1 pseudogene is annotated in these 809 nt (G+C 45.9%); it reads left to right on the forward strand.

Features of this window, described 5'->3' with window-relative positions:
- A pseudogene (gene pcoS, locus CHU32_RS27895) lies at positions 1-809 on the forward strand (copper resistance membrane spanning protein PcoS); the annotation flags it as partial.

Raw genomic sequence — 809 nt, forward strand, 5'->3', positions numbered from 1 at the left:
GCGGTGATGCTTACGGTATGGTGGTTATCAAGTTTTATCCTGATTAGCACCCTTAATGGCTATTTCGATAATCAGGACCGCGATTTTCTGACAGGTAAACTTCAGCTCACCGAAGAGTTTCTTAAAACAGAGACGTTCAGGAACAAAACGGATATTAAGTCATTATCAGAAAAAATAAACGATGCGATGGTGGGGCACAATGGCTTATTCATTTCTATAAAAAACATGGAAAATGAAAAAATTGTTGAACTCTATGCCAAAAATTCTGTTGTTCCAGCGGTCCTGCTTAATAAGTCGGGTGATATTCTCGACTATATGATCCAGACGGAAGAAAATAACACCGTGTACCGCAGTATCTCGCGGCGGGTTGCCGTGACGCCGGAACAGGGTAAAAGCAAACATGTCATCATTACGGTTGCCACGGATACTGGGTATCACACCCTGTTTATGGACAAACTCAGTACCTGGCTGTTCTGGTTCAATATCGGTCTGGTCTTTATTTCTGTTTTTCTGGGCTGGCTGACCACACGTATTGGTCTGAAACCGCTACGGGAAATGACCAGTCTGGCTTCCTCCATGACCGTACACAGCCTGGATCAGCGTCTAAATCCCGATCTGGCTCCGCCGGAAATCTCTGAGACCATGCAGGAGTTCAATAATATGTTTGATCGCCTGGAGGGGGCATTCCGGAAACTGTCAGATTTCTCGTCTGACATCGCGCATGAGCTGCGCACACCAGTCAGTAATCTGATGATGCAGACGCAGTTTGCACTGGCTAAGGAAAGGGATGTTTCGCATTACCGCGAAAT

This window comes from Superficieibacter electus, from assembly GCF_002915575.1.
GTDB lineage: Bacteria > Pseudomonadota > Gammaproteobacteria > Enterobacterales > Enterobacteriaceae > Superficieibacter > Superficieibacter electus.